Source organism: Pedobacter sp. 01N416, from assembly GCF_056399685.1.
This window is the reverse complement of the sequence record NZ_JBFTRT010001071.1, coordinates 1-515: the sequence shown is the minus strand read 5'-3', so window position 1 is coordinate 515 and position 515 is coordinate 1. Positions and strand designations below refer to the sequence as shown.

Annotated in this window: 1 protein-coding gene and 1 pseudogene; both read left to right on the top strand. The window is 35.9% G+C overall.

What is annotated here, in order from left to right:
* Window positions 1-274 (top strand): annotated as a pseudogene (locus AC1DND_RS29285) (energy transducer TonB); the annotation flags it as partial.
* Window positions 275-515 (top strand): hypothetical protein (locus AC1DND_RS29280; protein WP_477586538.1); only part of this gene is annotated, 241 nt, incomplete at its 3' end.

Here is a 515-nt window from a genome sequence, read left to right as displayed (position 1 = left end):
AGCTATCCGTACTTACCTGGCTGAAGAAGGTTTAACCAACTCTGTAATTAATTTCTATAAAAACATAGACCAGGCAAAACCCGGACAAGAGGTTCAGATTATTGCCATTAAAAACCAGTTGGGCATTGATGATGAATACTTGGATGACCGGATAAAAATGGCCCTAAAAAAAATAAAACAGGGCGATAAACAAGGTGCTTGTGAGGATTTTTTATTTGTTAAATATATGGGGAGTAAAATGGTTGATGATTATTTAGCAAAGTATTGTAAGTAAATGAAAAACACAAGCAGATTTTTTGCCCTATTGGATATCATCAGCATTGCATTATTGGCTAAACAGTTTTGGCAGATTTTAACACACCTGAACGAAATTCCCGATCAGATACTCTCGCAGGCCAAGGTTGTTTTATTGCTGCCCTTATTTGTGTCGCTTTTTGTATCGGCAGCGGGTTTAATCTTATTTAAGAAATTCGGTTTTATTACCTATTATATTCAGTTTCCATTCCGTTTGGTGT